This is a genomic window from Actinoplanes sp. NPDC049598, from assembly GCF_040675435.1.
Lineage (GTDB): Bacteria > Actinomycetota > Actinomycetes > Mycobacteriales > Micromonosporaceae > Actinoplanes.
Genome location: NZ_JBFAOX010000027.1, coordinates 81,403 through 105,801, shown reverse-complemented (window position 1 = coordinate 105,801; position 24,399 = coordinate 81,403). Strand labels below are relative to the sequence as shown.

The following is a 24,399-nucleotide window of genomic DNA, read 5'->3' as shown; positions in this document are numbered from 1 at the left end:
CATTAGGTTAGGCTCACCTTTCCCTTCCTCTGGAGTTTCTGATGCGTCTCTCGCTTGGCCGGCTTCTGCCGGTCGCCATCCTGAGCGCCGCGGTCGCCCTGACGGGCTGTTCGACGACCGGTACGGAGGACTCCTCCGAACCCGCCGCGTCGTCCTCGGCCGCCGCGCAGTTCCCGGTCACGATCCCGACGGCGTTCGGAGACGTGACGATCTCCAAGCAGCCCTCTCGGGTGGTCGCGCTGGGATGGAGCGACGCCGACGTCGCGCTGTCCCTGGGCGTGCAGCCGGTTGGGGCTTCTGACTGGCTGGCGTTCGGCGGTGACGGGCAGGGTCCGTGGAACGCCGGCAAGTACACGACCGCGCCCACCATCCTCGGCACGCTCGAGCTCGACATGGAGAAGGTCGCCGCGCTCAAGCCCGACCTGATCCTCGACACCCGCTCCAGCGGCGAGAAGGCCCGCTACGACCAGCTGTCCAAGCTGGGCGTGCCGGTGATCGAGCCGCCCAAGGGCGGCGAGATGTACCTGACGAGCTGGGAGCAGCAGCTCGACATGATCGGCAAGGCGCTCGGCAAGCAGACCGAGGCGGCCAAGCTCAAGACCGACCTGGACGCCAAGTTCACCGCGGCGGCCCAGGCCAACCCGTCGTTCAACGGCAAGACGGCGGCCGCGGTCGCCCGCACCGGTGACGGCTGGGGCGCGTACGTCAGTGGCGACGGCCGAGTCGACTTCCTGCAGAAGCTGGGCTTCAAGAACGCGCCGGCGATCGAGTCGCTGAAGAAGGACAGCTTCTACATCCCGCTCTCCAACGAGCAGCTCGACCTGGCCAACGCCGACGTCACGGTGGTCTTCCTGATCCAGGCCAAGATCGACCAGGTCAAGAACGACAAGATCTTCCAGGCCGTCCCGTCGGTCAAGGCCGGCCACGTGGCCTACATGGACAACGCGGACATCTCGAACGCGTTCTCGAGCAGCTCGGTCGCCGGCCTCTCGTACGCCGTCGACAAGGTTGTTCCGCTGTTGGCCAGCGCTCTCGGCTGACTTCGGTGACGGAAACCCGCCACCGCCGGGCCACCGTGCTCACCACCGGACTGGTGGTGATCGCGGTGGCCCTCGCCGGCGCGGCCTTGTTGAGCTTGGCGGTCGGCGCCCGCGACATTCAGTTCGGCACGGTCATGCACGCCCTGTTCTCTTCCGCCGACGACCGCGATTCCTTGATCATCACTCAGTCCCGCATTCCCCGTACGCTTGTCGGCTTGCTCGCGGGAGCGGCGTTCGGGCTGGCTGGGACGCTCATTCAGGGCGTGACCCGCAATCCGCTGGCCGATCCGGGCATTCTCGGCGTGAATGCGGGGGCCGGGTTGTTCGTGGTGATCGCGATCAGCGTGTTCGGGGTCACGTCGCTGACCGGTTATGTGTGGTTCGGATTCGCCGGGGCGGCCGTCGTTTCGGTGCTGGTCTATACGATCGGCTCGATCGGGCGGGGCGGGGCGACGCCCATCAAGCTCGCACTTGCCGGGGCGGCGGTAACGGCGGCGCTGACGTCTTTCACCACGGCGGTGCTGCTGAACGACGTCGACACGTTCGACCAGTTCCGGTTCTGGCAGGTGGGTTCGCTGGCCAACCGGGGTTCTGACGTGGTCGTCCAGTCCCTGCCGTTCCTTGTGGTCGGTGTGCTATTGGCATTTGCCTCGGCTCGGGCTCTCAATGCTCTGGCCCTCGGCGATGACGTGGCCACTTCATTTGGACAAAACGTCCTTGTCGCCCGGCTGGTGGCGGGGCTGGGGATCGTGCTGCTGTGTGGCACGGCGACGTCGATGGCCGGGCCGATCGTCTTTATCGGGTTGATGATTCCGCATGCGGCTCGCGCTATCACCGGGCCGGATCATCGCTGGATGCTGCCGTATTCGATGCTGCTGGCGCCACTGTTGCTGCTGCTGGCGGATGTCATCGGACGGGTGATCGCTCGGCCGGGCGAGGTTCAGGTCGGCATCGTGACTGCCGTCCTCGGCGCACCGGTGTTCGTGATTTTGGCGCGGCGGCGGAGGCTGGCTGAGCTATGACCACCTCCGTTGTCACTTTGACGCGCCGCCGAGAGAATGCTCGGGCTCGTCGGGTTTCTCTCGTCTTGCTGGTCGCCGTGATCGCGATGTTCGCGCTGACGCTCTCCTACGGCGAATTCCAGATCTCGCTGCCGGACGTGGTCCGCTCGCTGCTGGGGCAACCCACTCCGGCCGGCGTGGACTACATCATGCATTCGCTGCGGCTACCCCGGGCCTCGGTCGCGACGCTGGCCGGGCTGGCCTTCGGCCTGGCCGGGGCGATCTTCCAGCAGCTGCTGCGCAACCCGCTGGCCAGCCCGGACGTCATCGGTGTGGCTCAGGGGGCCACCACCGCGGCCGTCCTGGCGGTCATGGTGGGCGGCTTCTCGGGCGCGGTGGTCTCGGTCATCGGGTTGGCCGGGGCATTGATCACCGCGATGGCGATCTATGTGCTGTCGTGGCGCAACGGGGTCGGCGGCTATCGCCTCATCCTGGTCGGGATCGGGGTCGGGACGGCACTGACCAGCGTCACTTCGTTCATTTTGACCCGGTCGGACGTGAAGGTCGCGGCTGAGGCGCTCATCTGGCTCACGGGCAGCGTCAACGGGCGTACGTGGTCGCAGATCGTGCCCTTGGCTCTATCGCTCTTGATTTTATTGCCGGCGGCTTTGCTGTTGGGTCGCGCTTTGTCCGGCATGCAGCTCGGTGACGACTTGGCTCGCGCTTTTGGCGTACGCGTTGAAGCATGCCGCCTGGGGCTGTTGCTCACGGGCGTCTGTCTTGCGGGAATGGCGACCGCGGCGGCTGGGCCCATTGCGTTCGTGGCGTTCATGTCCGGCCCCATCGCCGTACGGCTGGTTGGTGGTGGTCGTCCGGTGTTGTTGCAGGCCGGCTTGGTGGGCGCGCTGCTGGTATTGGTGGCCGACTTTGTGGGATCGCATCTGCTCGGGTCCCGCGTCTATCCCGTCGGCGTTGTCACGGGCGTGATCGGCGCCCCGTACCTCTTGTGGCTGCTGGCCACGTCGAACCGCACCGGCCGAGGAGGCTGACCGCTTTGCAGGCCCCATCCACTCTCGCCGCCTCGTCGTTGTCCCTGGGTTATGGGGAACGCGCGGTTGTCCACGACCTGACGCTGCCCATTCCGACGGGCAAGGTCACCATCATCATCGGGCCGAACGCGTGCGGGAAGTCGACGTTTCTGCGCGGGCTGGCCCGGTTGCTGCCGCCGTCGTCGGGCTCGGTTCTGCTGGACGGCAAGTCGATCCAGGAGACTCCGAGCCGCGAGGTGGCTCTACGGCTGGGGATCCTGCCGCAGGGGCCGATCGCGCCCGACGGGATCACGGTGACTGACCTGGTCAGCCGGGGTCGGCACGTGCATCAGGGGTGGTTCCGGCGGTGGAGCAGCAAGGACGACGACGCGGTGACCGCCGCGCTGGAGGCCACGGGCACGCTTTCGCTTGCGGCTCGCTCCGTCGACGAGCTGTCGGGTGGCCAGCGCCAGCGGGTGTGGATCGCCATGGCCTTGGCCCAGCGCACGGGCGTACTCCTCCTGGACGAACCCACCACCTACCTGGACATAAGCCACCAGGTAGAGGTCCTGGACGTCCTGACCGACCTGAACGAGTCCGACGGCACGACGATCGTGATCGTGTTGCACGAGCTGAACCTGGCCTGCCGCTACGCCGACCACCTGGTCGTCATGAAGGACGGAGCTGTGGTGACGGCCGGCGCGCCCACCGAGGTCCTGACTGAGGAGGTTGTTACCGACGTCTTCGGGATCCGCTGCCGCGTGGTCCCCGACCCCGTTTCCAACACCCCGATGATCGTCCCGATCGGCCGCCGTCGGACTTCCTGATGTGACTGTGCGCCGATTGCGCCCTGGCTCGCGTCAGAAGTAATACGCGTGCGCAGTCGCCGGCGCGGCTCCCGCGCGCCGGTAGACGCGCATGAGCGCAACGACCACCTCGATGAACAACGGAATATCGACACCGTCGGCCGACCCCTCCGGTTCGCCGACGGCCGCATCGAACTGCAGATCCCCGAGTGGGCGCCCGCTCTCGTCCGACGGTCGGATCCTCTGGCTCGGCACCTCGAATGCGATGAAGCCGGACCGCTGGCCGATCTTCCATCGGTAGACCACGACGTCTGCGCTGCAGTCCCCGAGCGCCCAGATACCGATCGAAGCATCCATCGCCAGCTCCACTCTCCCAGATGCTGAGCATGTCAGCGTTGGCCTGCGGGACAAAGAGGGGGGCGATCATCACGGCCACGGCCCTTCGTCGCGCGACAGCTATCGATACGATCGGCATCCTCCAACGACCGGTGGAGGGCCAGCATGACTCGTTCCAACCCGCCGAAGCCCTCGGCAGGTGGTGGAGATGACGGCGGCAAAGACCCACCACGTCGGCGCACCGCCACAGGCGGCGCGGACGACCACGGCAATATGGCTGCGGCGCAAGACGCAGCTGCCAAGGTCGCCGCCTTGGGAAGGCCGAGCGGTTCGACTTCGCGGAGCTCACAACCGGTCAAAGGGCCGGCCGCCAAGATTCCGTTGAAGCCGGCCAACAATCGGCACAACCTCAACAGCATCCGGCCCAAGAATCCGGCGAAGGGTAAGAACACTGTCGTGCTGCCCGGAACCGACGTAGAAGGCGACCTCGCGGAGATCGCGGCCGGCCGAGGCACCTGGGAACCCAGGACCAACCGATATGAGATCAACGGCCGCACCTATGCGGTCGAGGACACGGGCACTGTCATACCGGTTGCGGGTCCCGGTTTCGTGAACCTGACGCGGTCCGCATATAAGGTCCTCAAGCAGCTCATCGGCTCGGACGGCGATGTGCGCTCGGCTTCGGAAGCGTTGCGGCGTGACCCCGCCATCGGCGACGCCGACTGGCGATCCGCACTCGAGGTTTTCCGCCACCACAAGAGCTACAGGGGCGAGGCATGACGTACGGCATCTACTTCGACAGGCGAACCTCGGCCGAAGCGTTGAGGCAGGCCCTGCACGCCGTCTACAACGTGCCCCTGGAACTGATCTACGCGGGACCATACGAGGAGCTCAACGACTACACCGGACCCGACCCGGTCGCGCTGATCACGCCGGTCGGCGGACCGTTCGGTCATGAACTCAGCGCCGGCGACAAGCTCGAAGAGCTCACCAAGGCCAGCGAACTCGAACTCGCCCAAGCAATCTGCCGCGTCGCCAGGAGCCGGGCGCTAGTGGACGACGGAAGCGTCGCCCCGGACTACTGGTTCCTGGTCGCCGCGGACGGAAGCTATGGACGCGTGCTGACCGAGCCCGACAATGACGAACTCACCGTCGTACACGCCCTCGAACCGATCGCCGGCGAGCCGGACCTCCCCGTCATCCCCCCGCCCGACTGGGCCCAAGCCTGGCGCCAGGGGTAATAGCTGTGCGTCAGCCCTGGTGGTCGAGGGTGATCACGACTGCTCCCAGGCGCTGCTCGGTCTCGACTCGGCGGTGGGCGTCGGCCGCCTCGGCCATCGGGTAGACGCGGTCGACGATCGGCTGGATCTCGCCCGCCTCGGTCATCTCCGTGAGGGTTGCCAGGGCCTCGCTCGTTTCCGGGGCGAAGGCGACGGTGACATTCTTTGTCAGCACCGAGCGGAGCAGCACCGACAGGCGCGGGTTGCCGTGGAGATAACGTCCGCCCGGTTGGAGCATGCCGATTAGGCGGCGATACGGGCTTCCGGCGACCATGTCGAAGATGACGTCGAACCGCTGGGCCGTGGTCGTCACGTCGGCGGTGGTGTAGTCCACGAAGTCGTCGGCGCCGAGGCGGCGTACGAGGTCCTCTTTGGTCCTGTGGTCGACGGCAGTGACCTGCGCGCCCATCTTGTGGGCGAGTTGGACCGCGTGGGCGCCGATGCTGCCGCCGGCTCCGTTGATCAGGACCTGCTCACCCGGTTTGATCGCCGCGCGCCGCATGAAGTGCAGGGCGTTGAGGCCGCCCAGTGGGACAGCGGCGGCCTCGGCGTACGTCATGTTGCGGGGCTTGGGCGACACCACCTCGCCGGCGAAGTACATGCCCAGGATGTGACGTCTCGGCCGCAAGACTCCGACCGCGATTCGTAGCGGAAGCCAGGTCCACTTCACCGAGAGCCGGAAGCTCCGGAGCTCACAGTCGGACTTGGTCGCCTCGGCCGCCCGGACCCTGATCAGGACTGCCCGATCGCCCGGGGCCGGCGCGGGCACGTCCGCCAGGTGCAGCACGTCCGGCCCGCCGTAACGGGTGTAGGTGACGGCTTTCACGCGGCCATCGGATCGGGTCGCGGGGCGGCTGTCAACCCCGCCTTGAACCCGAAGGGGCGCGGCCATCACGGCCGCGCCCCTTCATCGTCCCCCAGTTCAGCAGTAGAGGTTGGCGCCCGGCGTCACGCCGAGGATGGCGGCGAAGCGGTTGTAGGCGTCAACACGGCTCTGGACCTGGGCGGGGTTGCCGCCGTTGCACTCCAGGGAACCGTTGATGGAGCGGATGGTCTCGCCGAAGCCGCGGCTGTTGACCATGGCGTCGTGGGGGGTCATGGAACCCGGACCGCGCTGGGTCATCCAGTACCAGATGGCCGTCTGGTAGGCCACGGACGACTCGTTCTTCACGCGGTCCGGGTTGTTCAGAAGGTCGATGCCGAGCGCATCGCCGGCCGCCTTGTAATTGAAGTTCCAGCTGAGCTGGATAGGACCACGGCCGTGGTACGCGCTCTGGCCGGCCGGACATCCGTACGGCTGGTTGCGGTCGCAGTAAAGCGGCCAGTTGGCCTGGTTGATCTCCTCGACGTAGACGAGACCGCCGGACTCGTGGTTGACGTTGGCGAGGAAGGCCGCGGCCTCCTGCTTCTTGACCGTGTCACTGCCGGTGGTGGTGAACGCCGGGAACTTCTTGATGGCGTCGATCAGGCCGGCGTACGAGTAGAAGCTGATCCGGTTCGGGAACATCTGGTTGAACTGGGCCTCGCTGACCGGGAACGACCCGTTACCGGTCGAGGGCGGCGGGGTGGTCGTGCCCCCACCCGTGCAGCTGAAGGGCGACCAGTACCAGGTGCTGATGACCGGGTCGTAGCCCGGGTTCTCGTGCGAGGCCTTGTAGTACTGGCCGTTGGTGTACTTCACGATCGCGCCGGCCGCGTAGTACTGGCCCGCGACCCAGCTCGGGTAGTTGCAGTTGCCGGTGGCCGGGGGCGGCGTGGTCGTGCCCCCACCGCAGGCGCCGTTGTCGGCCCACACGCCGGAGCCGCCGGTGCTCGGCGCCTCGCCCTGGGTCCACCACTTGGCGGTCCAGTTGTGCCCGTTGTAGGAGGCCCGCTGATTGCCGGTGTAAACCGCGGAGCTGCTGTACGCGGCGACGCACGCCTCGGCCGCATTGGAAGCCGTCATGGGGATCACCGCGGCGGCCGCACCGGCCAGCGCAACGCCGACCGCGGCCACGATGGACAGAAGCCGTTTTCTGGGCATGGCAAACCTTCCGTACGTCGGGGAACGTACTGGCGCGAGGGGGATGAGTTGGTACATCGACTCAACTAGATCCCGCCCGTGGAAGTCAAGCCATCTGTAAACAAACCTCAAAGATTGCCCGAAGTGCCTTCCACCGAGGAACCAGTGCGAGCCGGTCGACGTTGGCAACCGTATGAGCTCCAGTGCCCGCATCCGTGCCACGTCTTATGTCACTCGAACGACTGCGTCAGGTCTTCAGGTGCTCGTGTTCGACTACGCCCTGCATCCCGACGCCGGCACCCACATTCCTGGTGGTGGAGTCGAAGTCGGTGAGCGCATCGACATTGCGGCTGTTCGCGAGGCCGTCGAGGAGACGGGCGTCGCCGGGTCGCTCGAATTTCGCGGAGTGCTCGGCGTTCAAGAGGGCACGCATGACACCGGGCAGCCGTACATCAGCGTTAGTTTTCACCTTGACGCTGCCGAGACCCGCGACGCCTGGACGCACATCATGGTCGGCGATGACGGCGTCTGGGACACCGGGCTTGAGGTCAACTGTCGTTTTGTCGCTCTTCATGAGGCTGGGCCGCTGCTTCGATCCAGCTGGGGTCACCAGGACGAATTCCTCGACCTGCTAAGCGCTTGAGCGTTCGGCGTCACCCGTCGGGATGGGCCGATGCGCGGTGACGCTGCGGGTACGGGTCATCGGTGCACACTGTCGCGATGAGCCGACGTCCTCGGAACCGTAAGGCCGCCCGTTCCACGCAGGGTGCCCATCTCACTGGTGTGTCCGGCGAAAATCATGCGCGCGACAGCGCGGCGGATCCGCAGCAAATGCTGGCGGCCTTCGTCGATGACGCCAGCGCGCTGGCGGAGACCGATGATCCGCTGGACGCGGAACTGGCCGGTGCGCTTGTCGTGGCACTGGTCGAGCCGGCCGGGGAGGAGGCCACGTCGGCCCTCGCACGCGATCTCGTTCCGGCTGTCGAGGCCCGCGGTACCCGTGCGGCGCTGAACCTTCTTCAGGCGATCAGCGCGGTGGGCGACGGCTCATTCGCAGCATCCGCCCGGGCTGCGGCCGAGCGACTGGTCGCTGCCGGCGTGGCGGCACCGGCCTGGGCGGGTGACCTGGTGGAGCCCTTGACTGCTGGGCCGTTCACCCGGATGCATGACGCCGAGTACACGATGTCGGTCTTGATCGGAGTCTTCGAGCGGGCAGGCCGCGGGCACGCGCTGGCAGTGGTAGTCGATCACGAGAATTGCGGCGCCGCCGAACAGATCTATCTGCTCGGGGAGGACGAACTTCCGACCCTGGTTGCCGGAATCCATCAGACCGCGCGGGGCGACGGGGTGACGATCAAGACCAAGAAGTTGGGCGCGCCGGAGTTCCGCTGGCGGGTCGAGCAGGCGCTCGAGGTTCGCGCCGACCATGACGCGGAGGATCCAGAGGATCTCGAACTGGCCGAGGAGGACGGGCCCGGGTACGTCGTACTGGCAGCGCTGACCCGCAGCCGACTGGCTACGCTGCCGCCGGCTCGGCAACCTCGGGGCGCGGTCGCGTCTTCCCACACCGACGAGCCCTTGCTTCTAGATCTGCCCGCCCAGCGCCGACCACAGTCGGCGAAACTGCCGGCCAAACGGAAGAAGTCGGACGGGCCGGCCCCGGCCTACCAGATTAAGGTCAGCCTGCGCGGTGCCAATCCGCCGATCTGGCGCCGGCTGCTGGTGCCCGGCGACATCACCCTGAACCGGCTCCACCTCGCGATTCAGGCCGCGTTCGGCTGGGACGACAGCCACCTGCACGTCTTCGACACGACGTACGGCGTCTTCGGTCAAGCCGACCGCGAGTTGGGGCACCGCTCGGACGGCCCGGTGACGCTGGAGCAGGTCGCGCCCGCGCCGAAGGACAAGATCCAGTACACGTACGACTTCGGCGACAACTGGGAACACGAGATCCTGGTCGAGAAAACAACACCGGCCGACCCGACCGTTGCGTACCCGCTGTGCACCGGCGGCCGGCGCGCCGCCCCACCCGATGACTGCGGTGGCGTCTGGGGCTACTAGGATCTGATCGAGATCCTCGCCGACCCAAGCACCCGGAGCACCAAGAACGGTTAGAGTGGCTCTGCCTGACCGACGCGAACAAGTTCCGGCCGGGTCACTTCGACGTCGATCGGGTGAACGAGCAGTTCCGACAACCGCGGTGACCAAAGTGGCGCACGGCGGCATCATTTATTAGCCAGTCATCGAGCTTACATTAGGCAGCTGCCTGTGCGCCGAGACACGAGGCAGCAACGCACCCTCAAGTGCTCCACAACGGCGTACTCGGCCGATGCAGCGACCCTGAGAAGGATTCACCTCCGCCGCCCAACGTCCCGCAGCTCCTTCGCCCTCGTCCCGGATCCCGGGCGGTTCTCGATGGCGATCACTCCGCCACAAAACGAACGCCGAAGCAGCGTGAAAAGTATCGGGTAACCGAGGTCGGCTCAGACTCTCATGCGTAGAGGGCACGGAGGTGCACCACGGCCTGTGCTTTCCCCGGTCGGCGGGACCGACGAGCGAGGCGGAGCGGGACGAGCGGATTCCGCTCGGCGACCTCAGAACCTTTAGCGGTAGCGCGCCGCCACCGATCGGTCACACCGCTTCGAAGGCGGCCGGGAGGGATCCAGATGAGGCCCGCACACGCGAGCTTAGGCATGGATACGAATTGCTCCACGCCTAAGCTCGTCGGTATCTGATCCACATGTAGCGAAACTAGACTGCACCGTTGCGGAGACGCCGGCTGAGCCAACTCGGCTACAGGGAATGCGAAACCTTCAAGCGCGCCCCCAAACACGCCGTGCTTTACTACCTTGTGCGTCCGATCCAATCGATCATTTGGTCGATGTCATGTGACCACCATATCGTAAGACCGTCATACTGTGCGGCAAGCAGATTCGGCGGATGATAAACTCCCGCGATTACCGCCGCTGGCACAATCAACTGCGTTCCGAACTCTTGCAGCCACTTCACAGCCTTAGAGCCGGCATCATTTTTCACTCGCTTGACAGAGTTGACGCTTGAATTGCTCACCTTACATTCAATAGCTAAGGCACGCTCATCCCAAAGGCCAACAACAATGTCGGCCTTTCGGGTACCCAGCATGCTTTCGCCGCAAAAAGTCCCAGGAGAAGGAAACGATCGAGAGGTATTGATTACTCTGGGTTCAGTCTCCCTAAAGCCGGCATCCATCAAAGCCTGCTTAACCAACGCTTCCTGCGCCTCTTTCGCCTCATTGCGACGGGCAGTCTGAACCCTGCTTGAGGCAATTTGTGTAGCGGTCGCTACGATTGCTGCCCTCTTCTGAACTTCGGACGGCTGGCCGCCGTCGAGCAACCACGGAAAGCGTTTACGATCGATGAGAAGAATAATCATCTCAATCGTTTTCGCAACACCTTCAGCAGTCAACTGAGATTTGGCTGGAATTCCCGACAAAGTCTGTAAATCATCGTGCGAGATAGGGGGTGCAGTCAAATATCGAACCGTACCGTAATATTGTGCGATCGCCACATTCGCATTCTCGCGAAGCCGAGTCAAATCAATAGTCAATTCCAGCAAATCCTCAATGGAGGCCTGCGCTTCATTGAAGTGGCTCGAGTAGTCTTCTCGCGCCTCGTTCAGACGCTCAGCACGGAAGGCTTCGATACCACTGTCGGCGCCTTGAACGAACTCGTCAAGAGTCCAGCGGGGTGGTGAGAGGCTCATGACTGCTGAGTCTATCCAAATCAGGCACCAGAAGTCGCTCCATCTCCTTGGGCTCAAATTTTGTGAGCCCGCCGGCGTAGACGCGGCCCTGACTTACGGTCACACCTGCTCGTAACGCCTCCGCCAACCGTCCCAACGTCACAACATCTAGCGCCTGTCTTGGGTATAGGCCGTGAGCAATGTTAATATGCCTGGCATCTACCTCATTGATTACAAACGCTGGAGGCCGCCTTGCCATGTACGTTGCAAGGATGGGCGCTGGGTGCTTCAGTCCCACAGACCACCAAGCACGGCGATGCGATGCGATGTATCCCTTATCAACGCCGGCGCGTTTTGCCGCCTTAATAAATTTTTCGATCTTTTGGCGGTCATCTCGTTCAAAAAGATCCAAATCTTGCGGAATATCGATTACTTTACGGAGGGAGGTAGCGTCGCGCAGGACATCTCCTGCTGCGAAGAGTTCGCGCGCTTTGGTCACCGACGCATAGAGAACCGACTCAGGCAAATCGGACTTGTGACGTAACACCCAGGTAGAGTTATCTCCGGTCACAGCTCCGCGATGAACGCGACATAGCTCTCCGAGTTCAATCATTCCTTCGGGCACTGCATCCGGCGAACGAAGTAGACTAGACCACCTCGGCGTTTCCATGAGTCGCTGCCGGGAAACAGCGATTCCTTCGGAGGCAAGCTTTCGCATCTCAGCCAGTGAGCTGACTGACCGCATCTTGACTATATCTGGCCGCTGGCCAATTCGAAAATTGGTTACCACCGCCGTCGTCTGAGCTTCCTCAAAGGGGAGCACCCGCGGTTCGACGACATGGACCGACTCACCGCCCAAGTCTTCGAGCAATAAAGTTCGGACGATCGCGCCGTAATTGACATCCAGCCACTCGGCAGACGTCACAAAAGAACCTACATCACCCGGACGTCCATATAATGCAGTTGCCAGGAAGAAATATGCATGAAGGCCGGCAAGGCCAGAAATCTTGTGGCCCAGCCGCTTCGAGGCCGTCTGAGCCCACGCTTTTGTTTCACCAGGAATCTGGTGATGCCGAACATAAGGCGGATTCCCGATAAAGGCAGTAGTGCCCTCGACGCTTGGAAGGTCAAACAAAGTATAGTCGCTGTGGAAAACTTGAGAACACTTTGCTCCTAAGACAGCCAGGGAGGCACGCGTCATAAGAGTGGCCAAGGGATCAAGATCTACGCCCACTAGCGTAACTTCTGGTCGAGCACGCGCGATCGCCGTTAAGAATCGCCCACTCCCTGAACCCACATCGACAACCCGACTTGGCTCTTGGCCTAATGTCCATTCGACCATTGGAGCCACCAAAAGGTCTGGCGTGTAGACGGCGCCATCATTCCGCCTCCTCCCTGCATCTCGGAGCGAATAGAAAATCCGGCCTAGCGGATCGCCGCCAACAGCGACCTCAGTGCGAACATCATCGATTTGCCCAGAACTGGGTGTTTCACCCATCTCAGAAGCGTCTCGCACGAGTCCCTCTTCAGAAGCAGAGAGAGGACCACCGAAATCGCAGGCACCAAGTGCAACGGCTAAATTTACTAGAGAAAATTCGCTATTCACCACTTTTTGCACCGTCTCGCAGCCTAAATACTCCACGACTTACACGCTCGAAATATCGTTCGTCTTGAAGGGCGCTCCTATATGAGGAGTCCGGCGCGCGGCCCACACTAGAAGAAATCCCCTCTTTGATTTCGGCAATGCTGGCCGACTCACCCCTAAGGCTGGCCAAGTATTCCCGCATTGCATGTTTCAATTCACCATGCGGTCGTCGCTGCCGCTCCACAAGCTTACCTCCATGTCGACGCAATACGGTCGACACTAGTGGATGGGCACATGCAGGTCAAGCCGAACTCAAGAAAAAGATCCTCATACTGCAGCACACTGCCAGGGAAGGCCGACGTTGCAGACAGTGGTCGTAATGTTAACCATCTTGCTTACCTAGATGGCATCTCATCGTTAGGTACCATTGTAACGGTAGCCATACACGGCCTAGACGGACTTACCGCTGCAGTCGCTCAGCGTCACCATCAAACGCAGAGAAAGACCTAGTAGGAAAGCACCGATAGCACGATGTCAGCATGTTTGTCGAACCGCCCCAGCCGTAGTTGCATCGACTGAATTCGTTATCTCCTTGTCTAATTCGCTGCGCTTCATAGGATCTAATCGGCCAGACGCTGTGTCTACTTGGCGGCGATGGCCTTTCTTGCGGACTGTCGTGCGCGGTATTGGCGTTGCCAGCAATCGCCCGGCTCAACGCTCGCATAATTACTGAACATGGCGCTATTAATAAGCAACTAGCATGGCCCTAAACGACACAAACCTAACCAATTCCTGATCAAGATGTACCTGGGCGCGCAGCACTCTAACCCCGGCTACCAAAGGTCGGCCGCCTAAGAGAATGGCACCAAGCGTTGGATCGGGTCAACGACTTGAGTCAGGCTAGCTGCAAGGGCGGCGTTAGCGCGGAAACCTGCCCTGGCGCACCAGCGCAGGTCGTCACCGCACTAGTTGCGCAGGATGACGGTGCCGCCCGGGTGTACCAACGAGGACGCATCACGCACGGGCTCATGTATGCGTTGCGATAGCCTCGCGAACGCTTCGCACTCGCCGAGGGGCTCGACGATTTGCAAGAGGCCTGTGTCCTAAGCGTTCGCCAGCCCGGTCTTAGAGATCCGCCTCGCCTTGATGGACGCCAGCCAAAAAGGCCGTCCACTCGGTTGCGGTAAAGCGTAGTATCGGGCCGTCCGGGTCTTTGGAGTCGCGCACGCAGATCAGGTTCGGCTCGTGGTCGATTGACCACTCCACGCACTGGCCGGACTGGGAGGAGCGGGTGCTTTTCTTCCAGGTGCTCATGAGGTGGGTCCCTTCTTCAACGTGTGGGCGCGTTGGGTGATCATGCGCGCTGACTCCTGGGGGCTCAAGGCGGCGGCTCGCAGGAGGTCGAAGATGGCGGAGAAGCGGCGGATGTCGGCTTCGCTTTCCAGGAACAGGTCGCCGGCCATGCTGTCTGAGTAGACGAGGTCGGGGTCCTGGGGGTCGGGGAAGTCCAGGATGACGAAGCTGCCTGGCATGCCGGCGTGGGCGCCGGCGTCGAAGGGGATCACCTGGATGACGATGTTGGGTGACTCACCGGCCTGCAGGAGGTGCTCGAGTTGCGCTCGCATCACGGCGGGGCCGCCGACCATGCGGCGCAGGGCGGACTCGTCAAGGATGGCCCAGAGCTGGAGTGGCGAGTCCTTTTCGAGCAGCGACTGCCGTTGGATTCGCACGTCGACTCGGCGGGTGATGTCCTCGGCGGAGGCGATTGGTAGGCCGGCCTGGGTGATGGCGGCGTGGGCGTAGTCGCGGGTCTGGAGCAGGCCGGGGACGAAGATGGTCTCGTAGTTGCGCAGGGAGCGGGCGTCGGCCTCGAAGTTGACGTAGTGCAGGTAGAGCTCGGGCAGCTCGTTCTCGAAGGCAGCCACCCATCCCTGCTCCGCGGACTGCTTGAGAAGTTCTAGCAGTTCCTCCTGCCTGGGCTTTGCGACGCCGTAGGCCTCCAGTAGGGAGATGAGGGTGCGGCGCTGGGGCCTGACCTTGGCAGTCTCTACGCGGTACAGAGTCGCCGGGTTGATCTCCGTCCGCTCCTGTACGGCTTTGGGTGTCAGCCCGGCCTCGTGACGAAGCGCGCGGAGCTCCGCGGCCAGCCGGCGCAACCGCACGGTGGGTGCCTGTCGACGCGGCAACTCCATGTTCCCTCTCCGATCTTCTCAGTCTCCCTGGCAGCTCAGCGCGCACCCAAATGGGGCTAACGCATGCACAGTCGCAAATGCAACGTTGCATATTGAAGATCGACGAGGCAAAGTGCTGGGTCCCGCATCTGAACGCCGAACCTGGAGCTCAGGGGTCCGCGGCGCTGGCAGCCGGAGGTGGCCAGCGCCGGTTAAGACGTGGCGGATGCGGCGCAGTCGACGCTCATCCATTAACGGAGGCGACTCTGGAGGTCGGTCAAGGGATGGTGGTCCGGTGAGCTATGTCCTCCACCTAAAGATGGACGTCGAGAGTCCTGAGCGCTCCCCGTCACTTCCTGCGTCTGATGCACGGCGTCTTTCCTGAGATTGACACTGCTTCCAGCCTGGTCATCACCGAAGGCGGGCAAGCTCCACACTCCTACCTCTTCTGCGGCGCCGGGCTCCCTCATGGCGAGCACTGCATGCAAGCGAGGAGCCACAGCGGCGAGCACACGCCTGAATGGACGGCGAGGTAAAGAGTTATGCTGCCGGAGGTGATGGAGAGATCGCTCGGCGTCGCTGTTGTTGGCTTCGGGTGGATGGGGCGGGTGCATACGCAGGCGTATGTGCGGGTGCCTCATCACTTTGCTGATGCGCCGGCCGTGAGGCTGGTTTCGGTGGCTGATGACGTGCCGGGACGAGCCGAGGCTGCGGCCAAGCGGTACGGCTTCGAGCGGTCTACAGAAGACTGGCGCGAGCTCGCCGACGATCCTGGCATCGACGCTGTCAGCATCACGGCGCCCAATTTCCTTCACCGGGAGATCGGGTCGGCGTTCGCCCGAGCCGGGAAGCACATCTGGATTGAGAAGCCGGTCGGGCTCAGTGCCGACGACGCGCGCGCGATCGTCGGGGACGTCCAGGTCTCGGTCGGGTTCAACTACCGGAATGCGCCAGCGGTCGAGCGGGCCAAGGAGCTCATCGCCGACGGCGCGATCGGGGCGGTCACGCACGCGAGATTCCGGTTTCTCAGCGACTACGCGGCTCACCCCGATGGAGCATTGAGCTGGCGGTTCGAGCGGGCCCGCGGAGGCAACGGCGTCCTCGGCGATCTCGGGGCGCACGGCGTCGATCTGATCCGCTACCTGCTCGGCGAGATCCGCGAGCTCGTAGCCGACACGGCCATCTTCATCCCGGAGCGGCCCAGACCGGTGGGGGCGACGGCAGGGCACGAGCGAGGCAGCGGCGCGCCCGGACCAGTAGAAAACGAGGACTACTTCGGCAGCCTGCTGCGGATGACCTCAGGTGCGCGGGTGACGCTCGACTGCAGCCGAGTCGCGGTGGGTGAGCAGAACAGCTACGGCTTCGAGATCCACGGCACGCGTGGCGCCCTCTACTGGGATTTCCGGCGCATGGGCGAGCTGGGTGTCGCGGCCGGCGACAACTATCAGGACGAGCCGGCCCAAACACGATTTGTCGGGCCGCCCGACGGTGACTTCGGGGCCTTCCAACCAGGGGCCGGCACCCCCATGGCGTACGACGATCTCAAGGTGATCGAGGCCGCGCGATTCCTACGGTCGATAGCTGACGGCAAGGCGTACGGAGCGACTTTGACCGACGCCATCCGGAGCGCGGAGGCGCTGGACGCCATGTCCCGCTCGGCCGAGACAAACGCCTGGGTGAAGCTTCAGAACAGGTAGCGCCGGAACCACTCGACGGCCAGCTCGTCCACAGCTGATGGAGAGGTCACGGCGTGCGCCATCGCCGGGATGACCTTCCAGTCGACAGTGGCACCAAGAGCCGTCAAAGAATCGACGGCGAAGCCCACCGGTTTCACGATGGCGTCGGGCATGTCGTCCGCACCAGTAATGAAGCGAAGCGGAATGTCGGAAATGTCGCGCGACCGGGCGACGAAGTCAAGGCGAGAAGCAATGGCGGAAGACGGCGCGGTCCACGCATAGGCGTGCTCGGACAGGCCATCGATCGTGTCGCGCAGGCGGACCACCGGGTTGATCAGGACAGCGGCATGGAAAGCGAAGCCGCTCTCCGCCATCACGAGCTGGGCCGCCGCACCTCCCATGGAGCCACCCATCAGACAAAGAGGGGTGTCCTCGAACAGCCCATGAGACCGGCGCACAGAAGCAAGCGCCGACGGGAACTCGGCAAGCGCACCCAGGACCACATGCTGGTGGACGCTCAAGACGGGTTCCGCCATCAGTTCGTCCTGGCTGAAGGACGGCACCGGCAGGCGCAGGTAGATCTTCCAGGCGTCGAGGCCCGCCAGCGGCACAGCGTCAGCGAAAGCCGCAGGCGTGCTCGGCTCATCAAGCAGGTGGTAGCCGACCACAACGGGAGCCTCCGGCCGAGGACCGCCGGCGGGTGGCAGCACTACATGCGGGACCATAACCCCAGGCTAGGCCACGCGGAACTCCCCGAAGCCCGGGACGATAAGGTCGGCCCGCCGCCACGGCTGGTCGGCCAGCAGGAACGGGATCTCCTCGGCCATCCACTCGTCCCACTCGCGTTCGGCGTCCGCCAAGACCAGGCCCTTCTCGGTCAGGTCGCGGGCCAGGCCCTGGGCGCGGGCGGCGGCGAAGTCGGTCTGGACCCAGACGGCGACGTCGAGGTACCGGGCCAGCTCGCGCCGGGAGGCGCCCACGCCCTCGATGATGACTGCGGGGGCCGAGGCAGGGACGAAGATCTCGCCTGTACGCCCGTGAGCAGCCCAGCCCGGCGGGGTGAAGTGGACGTCCTGCTTGGCTTTCAAAGGGGCCAGAATGCCGTCGATCATCGCGGCCGCCCAGTCGAAGCGAGAATGCCACCAGGCCACGTCGTCCGTGTGGACGATCTCGGCGCCCTCGATGAAGCCGGCCAAAGTCGACGCGAAAGTGGTCTTGCCGGAGCCGCCGCGGCCGTCGACGGCGATGATGCGGGGGCCGCCGCTGCGTGAGAAACCGTCGTCGAAAAGGGCTTCGGCGACGGTTTCCACACTCTCAGCCAGCCACGGGCCGGCCGCCGGCTCACCCGGCCCGGGAAACATGCCCCGAGGCTACCCAACTCTGCCAAATCGGCCGGATGACGATCAGCCGACGCCCTGCTGGGCGCCCTCGTGGACGTGGACGCCGGCGCCGAGCTCGACGATCTGGGACTCGCTCAGGCCGAGGCCCTCCCAGACCTGGACGATCATGTAGATGCCGGAGGGCTGCTTGACCCACAGTTCCCAGCCGGTGTCGCTGTCGGGGGCGGGGGTCTCGCCGTTGAGGCTCTTGAGCAGCAAGCCCTCCTGGTCGCCCACCTTGACCGTCTTGCCCTTACGGCTGGGACCGCTCTGATCCTTCGACTCCAGCATCACGACGATCTTGTCCATGAAACTGTTCGGGTCGTAGAGCGGGTCGGCCGACGGGTTGACGTCCGGGCCCGGGTTCTTGGCCTTGTCGGGGGCGAAGACCAGCGAGTAGTTGTCGTCGTTCTGGATGAACCAGCCGGCCGGCACCTTGTCGACGGTGAAACCCTTGGGCTGCTCGCCCTTGTAGGCGACGAGCTCCACAGCGGGCGCGGGCCGGGCGCCGGCGGAACGCTCGACGGCGGGGCTTTCCGCCGCCGTCGGGGCACCGGCCTCGCCGGGACCGCCGGAGGTGGCGACGGCGAACGCGGCCACCAGGGCGGCCACGCCGAACGCGGAGCCGGCGATGGTCTGGACGGTGCGGCGGCGGCGCAGGGCGCTGCGGCCGCGGGCGAGGTCAGCTTCGGTCTGGGCGGAGGTGGGGGTCGGCTGCACGGGGCCCGCGATCCTTTCGAAGTGATGGCGCAGGTCGCTCATCGGGTGGCTCCTTGACTACTGAGAAAGGTGGTCTGCGCCGCGGCGAGCGCAGTCCGGAGACGGTCCAGCCCACGGGCGGTCTGGCTCTTGACGTTGCCCTCCGAGCAGTTGAGGGCGTCCGCGGTCTCGGCGACCCCGAGGTCGTAGAAATGGCGGAACACCACCGCGGCCCGCATCTTCGGTGGCAGCTCGCGCAGCGCTTGCTGCACGGCCTCACCGACATCGCCGCTTTCCGCCAGGGCCGGCATGTCGGGCAGCTCGGCCACCGGCTTCTCCCGCCGCCGCCAGATCCGGCGACGCTCGTCGATCAGCGTGTTGACCAACACCCGCCGGACGTACGCGTCGGGGTTGTCCGCGCGCTGGAAGGCCGGCCAAGCGACGTACAGCTTGGTCAGCGCCGCCTGGACCAGATCCTCCGCCAGGTGGGTGTCACCCGCCGTGAGCAGGGTCGCCGTGTGGAGAAGGCGAGGCCGCCGGCCGACCACGAAATCGTGGAACTGCTCGTCTCGCTCGGTCAGGCCCGAGCCGCTGTCTCGTCTCACACCCCGATGACGATCCCGGTCGCGCCGAGGTTGCATGAATTCATCGTTGCCTCCGGATCACGTGCCGGCGATGACGGTAACTCCCTGCCGCCAGCCCAGTTGATCTGCGAAAACTCGGTTGCGGCGCGGACCTTCCGGGCGTTAGGGATAGACATGCCTTCGGTACGGGTCCAGGTGGAAAGTGACCGGGGTGCGGCGAAAAAGGTGCTGGCGCTGCACCGGGCCGGCCGTGTCGACCGGGCTTCGCGGGACGCAGCGCGGGCCGAGGTCGTCCGGCTTGGGCGTACGCCCGCCGGCGAGCCCGTGTTCGTCGGCGTGACCAACGGCGAACCGGTGCACCTGCTCTACGACGTGGAGGTCTACCTGGAAGCGGGCTCGTGAGCCCGCGTGCAGGTGCGCCGCGGATCACGAGCGCTGGTACCCTCGCCATGACGGGCTCGTAGCTCAGTGGATAGAGCAACCGCCTCCTAAGCGGTAGGTCGCGCGTTCAAATCGCGCCGGGCCCACGCACAGCGTTTCCCATCGTCCTGATCAGCAGATCGAGGACGTGGTGGCGGGACGCGTCCGGGTGGTCGCGGAGGTATTCCCACGCGGCGTAAAGCTGCGACCACAGCAAGCCGATCACCCAGTCGGCCGGTAGGACCGGGTCGATCGAGCCGTCGGCGTGGCCGCGCTTGACCACGGCGGCCAGCGGCGGGGCGCCGTCGGGGGCGGTCCAGCATTCGTCGCCGGGTTCGGTGAAGACCAGCGACAGCAGGGCGCCCAGGTCGAAGTACTCGCGGCAGAGTCGCAGCAGCGCTTCGGCGCCGGTGCCCCGGTCGAGCTCGGCCAGGCGGGCCGCGCGGGCCAGCCGTTCGCCGCCTTCGACCGAGACGGCGGCCAGCAGGTCGGCCCGCTCGGCGAAGTAGCGGTGCAGGGTGGTGCGCCCGACCTCGGCCGCGGCCGCGATGTCGCCCAGCGAGCAGGCCGGGTTGCCGGCGAGCAGATTGATCGCGGCGTCGACGATCGCCTGGCGGGTGCGGTTCTTGATGCCGGAGGTCACGCGCATACCTTACGGGAATTGGCATTGCCCGCGATGGAACACCTGTGTTCCACTACAGAACATGCAGATTCTGCTGCGCCTTCTTCGACCGCACTGGCCGGTGCTGCTTCTCGGCCTCGTCCTCGGCCTCGTCTCGAACGCGGCCAACCTCGCCGCCCCGCTCGCCACGAAGCGCATCATCGACACGCTGGGCGACGGCGGAGCGCTGACCGGGCCCATCACCCTGCTGCTGGCGCTGGTCGTGGTCGGCTCGGTGATCGGGCTCTGGCAGTGGATCCTGATGGGCACGCTGGCCGAGCAGGTGGTGCTCGACGCGCGGGTCTCGGTCATCCAGCGCTACTTCCGGGCCCGGCTGGCCGAGCTGACCGGGCGCCCGGCCGGCGAGCTGGTCACCCGGGTCACCGCCGACCCGGGCCTGCTGCACGCGGCCTCGTCCAGCATCGTCGGCCTGATCAACGCGGGGCTGGCCTTCATCGCCACGCTGGTGCTGATGGGCACGCTCGACCTGGTGCTGCTGCTGTGCACGCTGGCCGCGGTCATCGTGGTCGGCGCGGTGATGGCCGTGCTGCTGCCGACGATCAGCCGCGCCCAGAAGGCGGCGCAGGACGCGGTCGGCAATCTGGGCGGCGAGCTCGAGGGGACGCTGCGCGCGATGCGTACGGTCAAGGCGAGCCGGGCCGAGACGCGGCAGGAAGCCAAGATCGAGGCGGACGCCCGCCGGGCGGCCGATCACAACGTTCGCGCCGCGAAGAGGGCGGCCTGGGTGTGGACGGTCTCGTGGAGCGGCGTCTCGTTCGCGGTGATCGCGGTGCTGGGCGTCGGCGCATGGCGGGCCGACGCGGGGCTGCTCGAGGTGAGCAGCCTGATCGCGTTCCTGCTGTACGCGTTCCAGCTGATGGGGCCGATCGGCGAGCTGACCCAGAACGTGACCGCCCTGCAGTCCGGCATCGCCGCGGCCCGCCGGATCAGCGAGGTCTACGCGATGGACGAGGAGACGTCGACGCCCCAGCCCGGCTCCTTCCACGATGAAGCACCGGTCCTCGCGTTCCGTGATGTGACCCTCAATTACGGGTCGACCGAGGCGCTTAAGACGATAAATCTGGACATTTCAGCGAGGGGCCACACTGCCATCGTCGGCCCGTCCGGCGCGGGCAAGACGTCGATGTTCTCGCTGATCCTGCGCTTCCTGGATCCGCAAGAGGGCCAGGTGCTGCTCCACGGCCGCCCCTACCGTGATCTCACGCATGAAGAGATCCGCGACGAGCTGGCGTACGTCGAGCAGGAAGCCCCCGTGGTCCCCGGCACCATCCGCGAGAACCTGCTGCTCAGCCAGCCCGACGCGAAGGAGGCGGACCTGCTCGACGTGCTCGACCGCGTGATCCTGCGAGACAAGGTCGAGAGCCTGCCTGAAGGGCTGGACACCGCCATATCGGGGGCCGAGCTCAGCGGCGGCGAACGCCAGCGCATCGCCCTGGCCCGCGCCCTGCTCCGCTCCCCCTCGGTGCTGCTGCTCGACGAGGCCACGGCCCAGGTCGACGCGCTCACCGAGGCCGCCCTGCACCGCAACGTCCGGGAGCGGGCTCGGACCTCGGCCGTCGTGACGATCGCCCACCGCCTGTCCACGGTCATCGACGCCGACCGGATCATCGTGCTGCAGGACGGCCGGGTCCGCGCCGAGGGCACCCACGAGTCCCTGCTGGCCACCGACGAGCTTTACCGCGGCCTGATCGAGGCCCTGCGGATCGCTACTCCGGCTCCGGTGTGACCCCGTCCTCGACGTACTCGAGCAGGTCGCCGGGCTGGCAGCCGAGCACCTGGCACATGGCTTCGAGGGTGCTGAAGCGTACGGCCTTGGCCCGGCCGTTCTTCAGCACGGCGACGTTGGCCGGGGTGAGGCCGACCTTCTCGGCGAACTCGCCCACGCTCATCTTGCGCTTGGCCAGCTCGACGTCGATACGCACCACGATGGGCATCAGATGACCGCTTCCATGTCGGTCCGCAGCGTAGTGGCCTGCCGCAGCAGCGCCCGCAGCACGGTCATCAGCAGGCCGAGGACGGTGACGCCGGTCAGCACGAGGAAGAGCAGCAGCGGGAGCCCGGGGTCCTGGGCCTTGAAGCCGACGTAGAGGAAGACGCCCACCAGCGTCACCCAGCCGGCGCCGACCGCGGCCAGGATCAGGTCGACCCAGCGCAACGAGGCCGGCGTGAAGATGCGGTCCTTCTTGACCAACGTGAGGAGCTGCCAGGTGGCCACGATGACGGCCTGCACGCAGAGCACCCAGAAGATCGTGATGATCGTGGCCGGCCACCTCAGATAGGCCCCCGACGGATCTTCGCGCGCCATGGACGCGAACTGACCCGGCAGCGACACGACCTGGAAGAAGATCAGCACCGCAAACAGCAACAGCAGAAAACCACGAAGAGGCGCCACGGCCCTATGTTCGAACATGTATCGACTATCGCGCGTTACCTATCGAAAATCAATAGGGCGCGTGAGGAACGCAAGCCCGTGGCCCACACTCCGAGACCGGCCAAGGCCAACCCCGCGCCCAGGACGCAGGCGCCCGTCCATCCGTACCGGTCGTGCAGCACGCCCGTCAGGGCCGAGGCGATCGCGCCGCCGGAGAAGACGGTGGTCATGAAGACCGTGTTGATCCGGGCCCGGGCGTTCTCACGCAGCGCGTAGATCTCGTGCTGGCTCATCACCTGGTGAGCCTGCACGGCGAAGTCGAGCAGGATGCCGGCCACGGCCAGCACGATCACGCTGCCGTGCCCCACCGCGGCCAGGATCAGCATCAGCGCCGCCAGCAGCAGGGCGCCCCCGCTGGCCGCCTGGCCGTACCCGCGGTCGGCGAACTTGCCGGCGATCGGCGCGGCCAGCGCGCCCCCGGCGCCGATCAGGGCGAAGACCGCGATCGCGCCCTGGCTGAAACCGTGCTCGTCGATCAGCTCGTAGCCGATCGCCGTCCAGAAAGCGGTGAACGCGCCGAAGATCGTGGCCTGGCTCAGCGCCCGGCGGCGCAGCGCCGGTTCCTCACGGACCAGCGTGCCGACCGAGCGCATCAGCGAGCCGTAGCCGGCGGTGTGATCGGCCGGGCGAGCCGGCAGCATCCGGCGCAGCACCACGGCGAGGATCACCATCAGCGCGGCCGAGACGAAGTAGATCGCCCGCCAGCCCCACACCTCGGCCACCAGGCTGGAGACCGTCCGGGCCAGCAGGATGCCGAGCAGCAGGCCGCTCATCACCTTCCCGACCAGCGCCCCCCGCTGCTCGGCCGGCGCCAGGTGGGCCGCCAACGGCACCAGGATCTGGGCCACCACCGAGGTCACCCCGATCAGGACCGAGACGACCAGAAAGATGCTGTACGCGGGTGAGACCGCGGCCAGGAGCAGCGCGGTCGCGGTCCCGGCGAGCAGGCGGGTGGTCAGTTTGCGGTTCTCGACGAGGTCGCCGAGGGGCAGCAGGAAGAGCAGCCCCGCCGCGTACCCGACCTGGGTCAGCGTGACCACGACGGTGGCCGCGCCCTGGCTCACATGGAACGAATCGGCGATCAGGTCGAGCAGGGGCTGCGAGTAGTAGATGTTGGCCACGGTGAGCCCGCAGGCCACGGCCAGAACGAGAACCAGGGAACGTCGCACCCAGCAGATCTACCCGGTGAGCGGCCGGAAGCTCAGTGAGCAGCGTCTCGTACGACTCGGAAGGTGGCCAATTCGGGGTCCGATGCGTCGGGAATCACCATGCCGGCCGCCCGGCCGGCTCGCAGGTAGGTGACCACGGCCTCGTTGAAGCGCTCGGCCACCAGATCCTCGAAGGCCGTGGCGAGCCGGTTCATCGCGGCGTCGGTGTCGGAGTAGGTCAGCGAGCAGATCACCCGGCGCGAGTCGCCGAGCTGCAGGCTCAGGCGTTTCTTCTCCGACATCCAGTCCATCACCTGGTAGCCGGTGAGCCGAGCCGGGAGACGTCGACCGAGCCGTAGAGCAGGGCCGACGAGCACCGGGGTGCGCCGCTGGTCCATGCGGCGCGACTGC

27 protein-coding genes and 1 tRNA gene are annotated in these 24,399 nt (G+C 65.5%); 12 read left to right on the top strand and 16 right to left on the bottom strand.

The features are described 5' to 3' along the window. Positions 1-41 precede the first annotated feature (41 nt). The 4 genes from AB0J66_RS40535 to AB0J66_RS40520 all read left to right on the top strand — a co-directional run bounded on the left by AB0J66_RS40535 (position 42) and on the right by AB0J66_RS40520 (position 3,896). A complete protein-coding gene (locus AB0J66_RS40535) occupies positions 42-1,040 on the top strand; it encodes an iron-siderophore ABC transporter substrate-binding protein (protein ID WP_364672574.1) in 999 nt (332 codons plus the stop codon). Between the two features lie 5 nt (positions 1,041-1,045). After that, positions 1,046-2,062 (top strand): iron chelate uptake ABC transporter family permease subunit, encoded by a 1,017-nt coding sequence (locus AB0J66_RS40530; RefSeq protein WP_364672572.1) that lies wholly within the window; start codon positions 1,046-1,048, stop codon positions 2,060-2,062. A gap of 65 nt (positions 2,063-2,127) precedes the next feature. Further along, on the top strand, positions 2,128-3,090 hold the full coding sequence (locus AB0J66_RS40525; RefSeq protein ID WP_364672571.1) for an iron chelate uptake ABC transporter family permease subunit: 963 nt from the start codon (positions 2,128-2,130) through the stop codon (positions 3,088-3,090). A 5-nt stretch (positions 3,091-3,095) separates the two neighbouring features. Next, positions 3,096-3,896 carry an ABC transporter ATP-binding protein gene (locus tag AB0J66_RS40520; RefSeq protein WP_364672569.1) on the top strand — a complete coding sequence of 267 codons (801 nt, stop codon included), beginning with the start codon at positions 3,096-3,098 and terminating at the stop codon, positions 3,894-3,896. A gap of 33 nt (positions 3,897-3,929) precedes the next feature. Here the strand turns inward: AB0J66_RS40520 and AB0J66_RS40515 are convergent, their stop codons facing one another. Beyond that, entirely contained in the window at positions 3,930-4,244 is a 315-nt protein-coding gene (locus tag AB0J66_RS40515) for a hypothetical protein (protein WP_364672567.1), read from the bottom strand. A 132-nt stretch (positions 4,245-4,376) separates the two neighbouring features. Between AB0J66_RS40515 and AB0J66_RS40510 the strand changes: the two genes are divergently transcribed. After that, positions 4,377-4,991, top strand: a complete 615-nt coding sequence (locus AB0J66_RS40510) for a hypothetical protein (RefSeq protein ID WP_364672566.1) — start codon at positions 4,377-4,379, stop codon at positions 4,989-4,991. Next, positions 4,988-5,452, top strand: coding sequence for a hypothetical protein (locus AB0J66_RS40505; protein WP_364672564.1), 465 nt, complete (start codon positions 4,988-4,990; stop codon positions 5,450-5,452). The genes AB0J66_RS40510 and AB0J66_RS40505 overlap by 4 nt, the downstream gene beginning before the upstream one ends. Positions 5,453-5,462: 10 nt before the next feature. Here the strand turns inward: AB0J66_RS40505 and AB0J66_RS40500 are convergent, their stop codons facing one another. Together AB0J66_RS40500 and AB0J66_RS40495 are read right to left on the bottom strand one after the other, a co-directional pair. Next, on the bottom strand, positions 5,463-6,317 hold the full coding sequence (locus tag AB0J66_RS40500; RefSeq protein ID WP_364672562.1) for an NAD(P)-dependent alcohol dehydrogenase: 855 nt from the start codon (positions 6,315-6,317) through the stop codon (positions 5,463-5,465). Between the two features lie 96 nt (positions 6,318-6,413). Then, entirely contained in the window at positions 6,414-7,514 is a 1,101-nt protein-coding gene (locus tag AB0J66_RS40495) for a glycoside hydrolase family 19 protein (protein ID WP_364672561.1), read from the bottom strand. A gap of 238 nt (positions 7,515-7,752) precedes the next feature. On the opposite strand from AB0J66_RS40495, the gene AB0J66_RS40490 reads away from it, so the two are divergent. Together AB0J66_RS40490 and AB0J66_RS40485 are read left to right on the top strand one after the other, a co-directional pair. Next, positions 7,753-8,136, top strand: coding sequence for an NUDIX domain-containing protein (locus AB0J66_RS40490; RefSeq protein WP_364672559.1), 384 nt, complete (start codon positions 7,753-7,755; stop codon positions 8,134-8,136). A gap of 140 nt (positions 8,137-8,276) precedes the next feature. Further along, positions 8,277-9,554: a plasmid pRiA4b ORF-3 family protein gene (locus tag AB0J66_RS40485; RefSeq protein WP_364672558.1), complete on the top strand. Its 1,278-nt coding sequence runs from the start codon at positions 8,277-8,279 to the stop codon at positions 9,552-9,554. Between the two features lie 783 nt (positions 9,555-10,337). Here AB0J66_RS40485 and AB0J66_RS40480 read toward each other — a convergent pair. The 4 genes from AB0J66_RS40480 to AB0J66_RS40465 all read right to left on the bottom strand — a co-directional run bounded on the left by AB0J66_RS40480 (position 10,338) and on the right by AB0J66_RS40465 (position 14,990). Next, positions 10,338-11,234, bottom strand: coding sequence for a XamI family restriction endonuclease (locus AB0J66_RS40480; RefSeq protein ID WP_364672556.1), 897 nt, complete (start codon positions 11,232-11,234; stop codon positions 10,338-10,340). After that, positions 11,203-12,855 (bottom strand): methyltransferase, encoded by a 1,653-nt coding sequence (locus AB0J66_RS40475; protein WP_364672555.1) that lies wholly within the window; start codon positions 12,853-12,855, stop codon positions 11,203-11,205. The genes AB0J66_RS40480 and AB0J66_RS40475 overlap by 32 nt, the downstream gene beginning before the upstream one ends. Before the next feature lie 1,068 nt (positions 12,856-13,923). Continuing rightward, positions 13,924-14,112 (bottom strand): DUF397 domain-containing protein, encoded by a 189-nt coding sequence (locus AB0J66_RS40470; protein WP_364672553.1) that lies wholly within the window; start codon positions 14,110-14,112, stop codon positions 13,924-13,926. Then, positions 14,109-14,990, bottom strand: a complete 882-nt coding sequence (locus AB0J66_RS40465) for a helix-turn-helix transcriptional regulator (protein ID WP_364672551.1) — start codon at positions 14,988-14,990, stop codon at positions 14,109-14,111. Before AB0J66_RS40465 ends, AB0J66_RS40470 begins: the two co-directional genes overlap by 4 nt. A gap of 521 nt (positions 14,991-15,511) precedes the next feature. Between AB0J66_RS40465 and AB0J66_RS40460 the strand changes: the two genes are divergently transcribed. Continuing rightward, positions 15,512-16,666, top strand: a complete 1,155-nt coding sequence (locus AB0J66_RS40460; protein ID WP_364672549.1) for a Gfo/Idh/MocA family oxidoreductase — start codon at positions 15,512-15,514, stop codon at positions 16,664-16,666. Here AB0J66_RS40460 and AB0J66_RS40455 read toward each other — a convergent pair. From AB0J66_RS40455 to AB0J66_RS40440, 4 genes are all read right to left on the bottom strand, one after another. Beyond that, on the bottom strand, positions 16,654-17,313 hold the full coding sequence (locus AB0J66_RS40455) for a prolyl oligopeptidase family serine peptidase (RefSeq protein ID WP_364672548.1): 660 nt from the start codon (positions 17,311-17,313) through the stop codon (positions 16,654-16,656). The genes AB0J66_RS40460 and AB0J66_RS40455 overlap by 13 nt on opposite strands. Before the next feature lie 66 nt (positions 17,314-17,379). Continuing rightward, positions 17,380-18,006: a hypothetical protein gene (locus AB0J66_RS40450; RefSeq protein ID WP_364672547.1), complete on the bottom strand. Its 627-nt coding sequence runs from the start codon at positions 18,004-18,006 to the stop codon at positions 17,380-17,382. 42 nt (positions 18,007-18,048) lie between these two features. Next, a complete protein-coding gene (locus AB0J66_RS40445; protein ID WP_364672545.1) occupies positions 18,049-18,786 on the bottom strand; it encodes a hypothetical protein in 738 nt (245 codons plus the stop codon). Then, entirely contained in the window at positions 18,783-19,328 is a 546-nt protein-coding gene (locus AB0J66_RS40440) for a SigE family RNA polymerase sigma factor (RefSeq protein ID WP_364672544.1), read from the bottom strand. Before AB0J66_RS40440 ends, AB0J66_RS40445 begins: the two co-directional genes overlap by 4 nt. Positions 19,329-19,334: 6 nt before the next feature. Between AB0J66_RS40440 and AB0J66_RS40435 the strand changes: the two genes are divergently transcribed. Both AB0J66_RS40435 and AB0J66_RS40430 read left to right on the top strand, forming a co-directional pair. Then, positions 19,335-19,709 (top strand): hypothetical protein, encoded by a 375-nt coding sequence (locus AB0J66_RS40435; RefSeq protein ID WP_364672542.1) that lies wholly within the window; start codon positions 19,335-19,337, stop codon positions 19,707-19,709. A gap of 52 nt (positions 19,710-19,761) precedes the next feature. Next, positions 19,762-19,834 (top strand) — tRNA-Arg (locus AB0J66_RS40430). Here AB0J66_RS40430 and AB0J66_RS40425 read toward each other — a convergent pair. Beyond that, on the bottom strand, positions 19,816-20,376 hold the full coding sequence (locus tag AB0J66_RS40425) for a TetR/AcrR family transcriptional regulator (protein ID WP_364672541.1): 561 nt from the start codon (positions 20,374-20,376) through the stop codon (positions 19,816-19,818). The genes AB0J66_RS40430 and AB0J66_RS40425 overlap by 19 nt on opposite strands. A 55-nt stretch (positions 20,377-20,431) precedes the next feature. On the opposite strand from AB0J66_RS40425, the gene AB0J66_RS40420 reads away from it, so the two are divergent. Next, positions 20,432-22,135 carry an ABC transporter ATP-binding protein gene (locus tag AB0J66_RS40420; RefSeq protein WP_364672539.1) on the top strand — a complete coding sequence of 568 codons (1,704 nt, stop codon included), beginning with the start codon at positions 20,432-20,434 and terminating at the stop codon, positions 22,133-22,135. Here AB0J66_RS40420 and AB0J66_RS40415 read toward each other — a convergent pair. The 4 genes from AB0J66_RS40415 to AB0J66_RS40400 are packed head-to-tail and all read right to left on the bottom strand — an operon-like array spanning position 22,116 to position 24,386. Next, complete coding sequence (locus AB0J66_RS40415) at positions 22,116-22,343, bottom strand: helix-turn-helix transcriptional regulator (RefSeq protein ID WP_364672538.1); 228 nt, start codon at positions 22,341-22,343, stop codon at positions 22,116-22,118. The two genes, AB0J66_RS40420 and AB0J66_RS40415, sit on opposite strands and share 20 nt — an antisense overlap. Beyond that, positions 22,343-22,801: a DUF2975 domain-containing protein gene (locus AB0J66_RS40410; protein WP_364672537.1), complete on the bottom strand. Its 459-nt coding sequence runs from the start codon at positions 22,799-22,801 to the stop codon at positions 22,343-22,345. The genes AB0J66_RS40415 and AB0J66_RS40410 overlap by 1 nt, the downstream gene beginning before the upstream one ends. Before the next feature lie 35 nt (positions 22,802-22,836). Further along, positions 22,837-24,009: an MFS transporter gene (locus AB0J66_RS40405; protein ID WP_364672536.1), complete on the bottom strand. Its 1,173-nt coding sequence runs from the start codon at positions 24,007-24,009 to the stop codon at positions 22,837-22,839. A 32-nt stretch (positions 24,010-24,041) separates the two neighbouring features. Beyond that, positions 24,042-24,386, bottom strand: a complete 345-nt coding sequence (locus AB0J66_RS40400) for a hypothetical protein (RefSeq protein WP_364672534.1) — start codon at positions 24,384-24,386, stop codon at positions 24,042-24,044. Positions 24,387-24,399: the final 13 nt, after the last annotated feature.

Excerpts from the sequence above, each read along its gene's own strand:
- AB0J66_RS40425 (WP_364672541.1), bottom strand. The coding sequence starts at position 20,376 with ATGCGCGTGACCTCCGGCATCAAGAACCGCACCCGCCAGGCGATCGTC.
- AB0J66_RS40400 (WP_364672534.1), bottom strand. The coding sequence starts at position 24,386 with ATGGACCAGCGGCGCACCCCGGTGCTCGTCGGCCCTGCTCTACGGCTC.
- AB0J66_RS40465 (WP_364672551.1), bottom strand. The coding sequence starts at position 14,990 with ATGGAGTTGCCGCGTCGACAGGCACCCACCGTGCGGTTGCGCCGGCTG.
- AB0J66_RS40460 (WP_364672549.1), top strand. The coding sequence starts at position 15,512 with ATGCTGCCGGAGGTGATGGAGAGATCGCTCGGCGTCGCTGTTGTTGGC.
- AB0J66_RS40450 (WP_364672547.1), bottom strand. The coding sequence starts at position 18,006 with ATGTTTCCCGGGCCGGGTGAGCCGGCGGCCGGCCCGTGGCTGGCTGAG.
- AB0J66_RS40420 (WP_364672539.1), top strand. The coding sequence starts at position 20,432 with ATGCAGATTCTGCTGCGCCTTCTTCGACCGCACTGGCCGGTGCTGCTT.
- AB0J66_RS40535 (WP_364672574.1), top strand. The coding sequence starts at position 42 with ATGCGTCTCTCGCTTGGCCGGCTTCTGCCGGTCGCCATCCTGAGCGCC.
- AB0J66_RS40480 (WP_364672556.1), bottom strand. The coding sequence starts at position 11,234 with ATGAGCCTCTCACCACCCCGCTGGACTCTTGACGAGTTCGTTCAAGGC.
- AB0J66_RS40415 (WP_364672538.1), bottom strand. The coding sequence starts at position 22,343 with ATGCCCATCGTGGTGCGTATCGACGTCGAGCTGGCCAAGCGCAAGATG.
- AB0J66_RS40510 (WP_364672566.1), top strand. The coding sequence starts at position 4,377 with ATGACTCGTTCCAACCCGCCGAAGCCCTCGGCAGGTGGTGGAGATGAC.
- AB0J66_RS40470 (WP_364672553.1), bottom strand. The coding sequence starts at position 14,112 with ATGAGCACCTGGAAGAAAAGCACCCGCTCCTCCCAGTCCGGCCAGTGC.
- AB0J66_RS40435 (WP_364672542.1), top strand. The coding sequence starts at position 19,335 with ATGACGATCCCGGTCGCGCCGAGGTTGCATGAATTCATCGTTGCCTCC.
- AB0J66_RS40445 (WP_364672545.1), bottom strand. The coding sequence starts at position 18,786 with ATGAGCGACCTGCGCCATCACTTCGAAAGGATCGCGGGCCCCGTGCAG.
- AB0J66_RS40505 (WP_364672564.1), top strand. The coding sequence starts at position 4,988 with ATGACGTACGGCATCTACTTCGACAGGCGAACCTCGGCCGAAGCGTTG.
- AB0J66_RS40495 (WP_364672561.1), bottom strand. The coding sequence starts at position 7,514 with ATGCCCAGAAAACGGCTTCTGTCCATCGTGGCCGCGGTCGGCGTTGCG.